The organism is Ferrovibrio sp. (assembly GCF_025869515.1).
GTDB lineage: Bacteria > Pseudomonadota > Alphaproteobacteria > Ferrovibrionales > Ferrovibrionaceae > Ferrovibrio.
Genome location: NZ_JAOZVR010000081.1, coordinates 47,917 through 54,286, shown reverse-complemented (window position 1 = coordinate 54,286; position 6,370 = coordinate 47,917). Strand labels below are relative to the sequence as shown.

The window sequence follows — 6,370 nt, the reverse complement described above, 5'->3', positions numbered from 1 at the left end:
GGCACGCGGTTGCATCCGGCGACGGCCGTCACCAGCAAGCAGCTGATCCCGGTCTACGACAAGCCGATGATCTATTACCCGCTGACCACGCTGATGCTGGCGGGCATCCGTGAAATCCTGATCATCACCACGCCGCGCGACCAGGTGTCGTTTCGCAACCTGCTGGGCGACGGCAGCCAGTGGGGCATCAGCATCACCTACGCCGTGCAGCTGGAGCCGAACGGCATTGCGCAGGCCTTCATCATCGGCCGCAATTTCGTCAACGGCGAGCCCTGCGCGCTGGTGCTGGGCGACAACATCTTCTACGGCGAGGGTTTCAGCGAGGTGCTGCGGCGCGCGGCGCGCATCCAGGACGGTGCCGTGGTGTTCGGCTACTGGGTTGCCGACCCGGAACGCTACGGCGTGCTCGATCTCGGACCCGACAAGAAACCGCGCGCCATCATCGAGAAGCCGAAGGACCCGCCGACCAACTGGGCGGTGACCGGCCTGTATTTCTACGACAGGGATGTCTGCGATATAGCCGCGGCGCTGAAACCTTCGGCGCGCGGCGAACTGGAAATCACCGATCTGAACAATGTCTACCTCAAGCGCGGCAAGCTGACGGTGGAATTGTTCGGCCGCGGTTTCGCCTGGCTCGATACCGGCACGCCGGACAGCCTGCTGGAAGCCTCCAACTTCATCGCCACGGTGGAAAAGCGCCAGGGCCTGAAGATCGCCGCGCCCGAAGAGGTCGCCTGGCGTCAGGGCTATATCGATGCCGCCCAGGTGGAGAAGATCGCCGCCGCCTATGGCAAGAATGCCTATGGCCAGTATCTGCGCCGCATCCTCAATGAAGGCCGCGACCGCTAAATGCGTATCCTCGCCACCGACCTGCCCGACGTCTTCATCATCGAGATGAGGGTATTCTCCGACGACCGCGGCTTCATCAAGGAGTTGTGGAACGCACCGCGCTATCTCAACCAGGGGCTCGGCGTGCCGTCGGTGCAGACCAATTTCTCGCGCTCGCGCAAGGGCGTGGTGCGCGGGCTGCATTACCAGGAGCCGCATGGCCAGGGCAAGCTGGTGACGGTGGTGGCTGGCGAGGTATTCGACGTCGCGGTCGATATTCGCAAGGGCTCCCCCACCTTCGGCCGCTGGACCGGCACGCTGCTGACCGGCGACAATCACCATCAGCTGTGGATACCGCCGGGTTTCGCGCATGGCTTCTCGGTGCTGAGCGAGCAGGCGGATTTCATCTATCAGTGCACCGCACCCTATGATCCGAATTGCGAGCATGCGATCCGCTGGAACGATCCGGCCATCGGCATCGACTGGAAGGTCAGCGATCCGATCATCGCCAAAAAGGACATGGCCGCGCCGCTGCTGAGCGAGGCCCGGGTACTGCCGCCGTATTACCCGCTGCCGCCGCTGATCGTGACCAACGGCAAGCATCCGGGCTGACGCCATGCTGCGCGTTGCCGTGATCGGGACGCAGGGACAGCTGGCGCGATCACTGGCCGAGATCGCCGCTGGCGATGTGACGGTGACCTGCATCGGCCGGCCGCAGCTCGATCTGGCGCAGCCCGAGACGGTGGCGCCCGTACTGGCCGACCTGCCGGTCGACCTGGTCGTCAATGCCGCCGCCTATACCGCCGTCGACAGGGCCGAGCGCGAATCCGACCTGGCCTTCCGCATCAATTGCGACGGTGCCGCCGCCGTGGCGGCGGTTTGCGCCCGGCGCGGGCTGCCGCTGGTTCATGTCTCCACCGATTACGTTTTCGACGGCCGCAAGGCCGGCGCCTGGCGCGAAGACGATCTCTGCAATCCGCAGGGTGTCTATGGTGCGTCCAAGCTGGCGGGCGAGCAGGCCGTGCTGGCCGCGCTGCCGGCCGCCGTGATCCTGCGCACCGCCTGGGTACACAGCCCCTTCGGCAGCAATTTCGTACGCACCATGCTGCGGCTCGGCGCCGAGCGCGACCGCCTGCGCGTGGTGGCCGACCAGCAGGGCTCGCCAACCTATGCGCCCGATCTGGCTGCAGCGATCCTCGTTCTGGCACGGAAACTGGCCGCTGGCGGCGAGACCGGCGTTTTCCACCTGGCGGGCGCCGGCTCCACGACATGGCATGGCCTGGCGGTCGAGATCATGGCGGCAGCCGGGCGCAGGATTCCCGTCGACGCGATTACCACGGCGGACTACCCGACGCCGGCGCAACGCCCGGCCAACTCGGTGCTCGATACGGCGAAGATCGCATCGGCCTACGGCATCCGTCTGCCGCCCTGGCAGGACGGCGTGCGGCGCTGCGTGGCCCGGCTGCTGGCCTGAGGGGAACCCCGGTCCGGGCGGCGTGTTGATCTGCCATGACCATCCGCATCGGAATTTCGGGCTGGACCTACAAACCCTGGCGCGGGGTGTTTTTCCCCAAAGGCCTGCCGCAGAAGCGTGAGATGGCTTATGCGGCGCGCACATTCCCCAGCATCGAGGTGAATGGCACCTTCTATGGCCTGCAGAAGCCCGGGACTTTCCAGGTCTGGTATGACGGTACGCCGGGCGATTTCGTTTTCGCCATCAAGGCGTCGCGTTACATCACGCATATCCGTCGCCTGCGCGATGCGGGAAAACCGCTGGCGAATTTCTTCGCGCAGGGCGTGCTGGCGCTGGGGGAGAAGCTGGGGCCGATCCTGTGGCAGCTGCCGCCGAGCTATCGATTCGATCCCGGGCGGCTGGAGGATTTCCTCAAGCTGCTGCCGCATGACACCATGGCGGCGGCCCGGATGGCACGCCGGCACGAAGCCGGCATGAAGGGGCGCGTCTTCCTGACACCTGACCGCAAGCGCCCGCTGCGCCACGCCATGGAAATCCGGCATGAGAGTTTCCGCGACGAACGTTTCATCGCATTACTGCGCAAGTATCGCGTCGGCCTTGTGGTCGCCGATACGGTGGAATGGCCCCGTCTTGGCGATATCACCGCGGATTTCGTCTATGTGCGCCTGCACGGCTCGGAACAGCTTTATGCCAGCGGCTATTCCGAAACGGCGCTGGCTGACTGGGCGCGCTGGTTGCGCAGCTGGAGCCAAAGCCGGTCGCCGCGTGCGATCGACCGGGTGTCATCCGCCAAGCCGCGGACGAAAGTGAAAGATATCTTCGTCTATTTCGACAACGACATGAAGGTAAAGGCGCCCTTCGATGCGCTGAAGCTCGCCGGACGCCTGAAAGTGCAGGCCGGCCCACCGCCGCTGGAGGATTTCGTCACAAGGAAAACCCGCGGCGGAAAACGGGCCGCCGAAGGTCGCCGGCGATCCTGAGCGGAATACGTCCGGTCAGGCCTTTTTGACGAAGCAGGCTTTCAGCACCAGGCCTTTCACTTTGTCAGTGCGGCCCTCGATTTCCTCCTCATCGTCGGTGAGGTGGATGTTCTTGATCACCGTGCCGCGCTTCAGGGTGGCATTCGCGCCTTTCACCTTCAGGTCCTTGATGAGGACGACGCTGTCGCCTTCGGCCAGCAGGTTGCCGTTGCTGTCTTTCACTTTCACGTCCACGCGGAATTCTCCTGGATCTCGCTGATGCTCGTATGGATGCATCATACCCGGATACCGCCATATAAAAACCGCGGCGGAAGGATGTCCGCCGCGGTGCGTTGTCGCGGATGGCTTACTTGCTGCCAGGCTATTTGCTATCCGGGCGGCGGTTCAGGATCTGGTACAGGATGATCGCACCGAAGGTGGCGGTGCCGATGCCGCCCAGCGAGAAGCCGCCGAATTTCAGCATCAGGTCGCCGGCGCCGACGGTGAGGGCGACGCCGACCGTGATCAGGTTGCGCGCATTGGAGAAGTCGACTTTGTTCTCGACCCAGATGCGGCCGGCGGTGGCCGCGATCAGGCCGAACACCACCAGCGACAGGCCGCCGAGCACCGCACCGGGGATGGTGAGGATCAGTGCACCGAATTTGGGCGAAAAGCCGAGCAGGATGGCAAACAGCGCGGCGACGATGAAGATCAGCGTGGAGAAGATCTTGGTCACCGCCATCACGCCCATGTTTTCGGCATAGGTGGTCATGCCGGTGCCGCCGCCGGCACCGGAGATCATGGTGGCGATGCCGTCGCCGAGGAAGGCGCGCCCGAGCAGCGGATCGAGGTTGCGCCCGGTCATCACGCCGATGGCTTTCACATGGCCCAGATTCTCGGCCACCAGGATGATCGCCACGGGTGCGATCAGCGCCATGGCGCCAGCCTCGAAGACCGGCGCGGTGAAATTGGGCATGCCGATCCAGGCGGCATTCATCACACCGCTGAAATCGATCGGCTTGCCCATGCCCATGCCGTTGGCCATTACGGCATGGACGACATAGGCGATCAGGCCGCCGAGCAGGATCGGCAGGCGCTGTACCGTACCGCTGCCGTAGACAGCCACGACGCCGACCGCGACCACGGTGAGCAGGCCGATGAAGGCGTCGAAACCGTTGGCGCTGACGCCTTTGACGGCAATCGGCGCGAGGTTGAGGCCGATCACCGCGACGATGGCGCCAGTCACCACCGGCGGCATCAGGGTTTCGATCCAGCCATGGCCGGCTTTCATCACGATCAGGCCGATGATGGCATAGACCGCACCGGCGGCGATGATGCCGCCGAGCGCCACGCCGATATTGGCATTCGGCCCGCTGCCGCTATAAGCCGAGGCGGCGATCACCACGGCAATGAAAGAGAAGCTGGACCCGAGATAGCTCGGCAGCCTGCCGCCGGTGACGGCGAAGAAGATCAGCGTGCTGATGCCGGAAAACAGGATCGAGACATTCGGATCGAAGCCCATCAGCAGCGGCGCCAGCACGGTGGCGCCGAACATCGCCACCACATGCTGCAGGCCGACCGCAATCGTCTGCCCCATCGGCAGGCGTTCGTCCGGGGCGATCACGCCGCCGGTCTTCAAGGTCCATCGCGACAGGAAGCCGTCGTCTGACTGTGCCATTGTTTTCCCCTTTGCATTTCATCTGCGAGTGCGAGCGTCGGAGGCGGCAGCGTTGTGTTGTGATTTGGAATCGGGCGGCCTGTCTTCGACTAAAGTCGATCATTCGACCTCGTCCCCAGGGTGTCAAATCCTCGTGTCGATTCGCGAAAAAGGAGATTCGGCAATAGTTTGCTGGATTGCGGGCGGGAACGGAGTTATAGTCATCGACAATTAGTCCGTGTAAGGATTATATTCGGGAGGAAGACAGAATGGCGGCAGTTCAGGATCGCCCGGTCATCATCATCGGGGGCGGCATCGGCGGTCTGGCGACGGCGCTGGCGCTGGCGCTGAAGGGGCTGCCCTCGGTGCTGCTCGAGCAGTCGGCCGAATTCCGCGAGGTCGGCGCCGGCATCCAGCTCGGCCCCAATGTCTTCCGCCGCTTCGAGACGCTGGGTATCCGCGCCGCCATCGAGGCCGATGCGGTGTTTCCGGAAAACCTCATCATGCGCGATGCCCTGACCGGCGAAGAGGTCACACGCCTGCCGATGGGCGAGCAGGCGCGCGCACATTGGGGCATGCCCTATGCGGTGACGCATCGCGCCGACCTGCACAACACGCTGCTGCAGGCCTGCCTGGCGCAGACGCCGATCACGCTGCGCACCAGCGCCAGGGTGACGGGCTGGCAGGATGCCGGCGACAGCGTCTCGGTCACGCTGGCCGATGGCGAAACGATCGAAGGCAGCAGCCTGGTGGCCTGCGACGGCCTGTGGTCGCAGGTGCGCGAGCAGATCGTCGGCGACGGCAAGCCGCGCGTCTCGGGCCATATCGCCTATCGCGCCGTGCTGCCGGCCGGCGAGGTGCCGCCGGACCAGTTTGAAAACAACGTGGTGCTCTGGGCCGGGCCGAAGACGCATCTGGTACATTATCCGCTGCGCCGCGGCACGCTGTTCAACCTGGTCGCGGTGTTCCATTCCAACCGTTACGAAGAAGGCTGGAACAGCTTCGGCGATGTGGCGGAGCTGAACGAGCGTTTCCAGAACCAGCAGCCGCAGGTGCACAAGCTGCTCGACAAGATCGACTCCTGGCGCATGTGGGTGCTGTGCGACCGCGAGCCGGTGGCGAACTGGACCAGGGGCCGCATCGCGCTGCTGGGCGATGCCGCGCATCCGATGCTGCAGTATCTGGCGCAGGGCGCCTGCATGGCGATCGAAGACGCGGTCTGCCTGGCCGACAAACTGGCAGCGCGGCGCGACGATCCCAATGCCGCTTTCCTGGCCTATCAGCAGGAGCGCTACCTGCGCACCGCGCGGGTACAGGTGATGGCGCGGGTCTATGGCGACTTCTATCACGCCACCGGGCCGGTGCGCGAATTGCGCAACATGGCGCTCGGCAGCCGCACCAAGGCGCAGGCCTATGCCGGCAATGACTGGCTGTATGGCGGCTGATGTCGGC

At 64.7% G+C, this 6,370-nt stretch carries 7 protein-coding genes; 5 read left to right on the top strand and 2 right to left on the bottom strand.

Going from position 1 to position 6,370, the window contains the following annotated elements; genetic code table 11:
• From rfbA to OJJ21_RS12920, 4 genes are all read left to right on the top strand, one after another.
• On the top strand, window positions 1-849 hold an 849-nt coding region (gene rfbA / locus OJJ21_RS12935; RefSeq protein ID WP_297686874.1), incomplete at its 5' end, for a glucose-1-phosphate thymidylyltransferase RfbA.
• Window positions 850-1,440, top strand: coding sequence for a dTDP-4-dehydrorhamnose 3,5-epimerase (gene rfbC / locus OJJ21_RS12930; protein ID WP_297686872.1), 591 nt, complete (start codon window positions 850-852; stop codon window positions 1,438-1,440).
• A 4-nt stretch (window positions 1,441-1,444) separates the two neighbouring features.
• A complete protein-coding gene (rfbD, locus tag OJJ21_RS12925) occupies window positions 1,445-2,302 on the top strand; it encodes a dTDP-4-dehydrorhamnose reductase (RefSeq protein WP_297686870.1) in 858 nt (285 codons plus the stop codon).
• A gap of 35 nt (window positions 2,303-2,337) precedes the next feature.
• A complete protein-coding gene (locus tag OJJ21_RS12920; RefSeq protein ID WP_297686868.1) occupies window positions 2,338-3,282 on the top strand; it encodes a DUF72 domain-containing protein in 945 nt (314 codons plus the stop codon).
• Window positions 3,283-3,297: 15 nt separating this feature from the next.
• Here OJJ21_RS12920 and OJJ21_RS12915 read toward each other — a convergent pair whose 3' ends face one another.
• Both OJJ21_RS12915 and OJJ21_RS12910 read right to left on the bottom strand, forming a co-directional pair.
• Entirely contained in the window at window positions 3,298-3,516 is a 219-nt protein-coding gene (locus tag OJJ21_RS12915) for an alkylphosphonate utilization protein (RefSeq protein ID WP_297686866.1), read from the bottom strand.
• Window positions 3,517-3,643: 127 nt separating this feature from the next.
• The gene (locus tag OJJ21_RS12910) at window positions 3,644-4,939 is read right to left on the bottom strand and encodes a solute carrier family 23 protein (protein ID WP_297686864.1); all 1,296 of its coding nucleotides are present in this window, start codon (window positions 4,937-4,939) and stop codon (window positions 3,644-3,646) included.
• 248 nt (window positions 4,940-5,187) lie between these two features.
• On the opposite strand from OJJ21_RS12910, the gene OJJ21_RS12905 reads away from it, so the two are divergent.
• The gene (locus OJJ21_RS12905; protein ID WP_297686862.1) at window positions 5,188-6,363 is read left to right on the top strand and encodes a 3-hydroxybenzoate 6-monooxygenase; all 1,176 of its coding nucleotides are present in this window, start codon (window positions 5,188-5,190) and stop codon (window positions 6,361-6,363) included.
• Window positions 6,364-6,370: the final 7 nt, after the last annotated feature.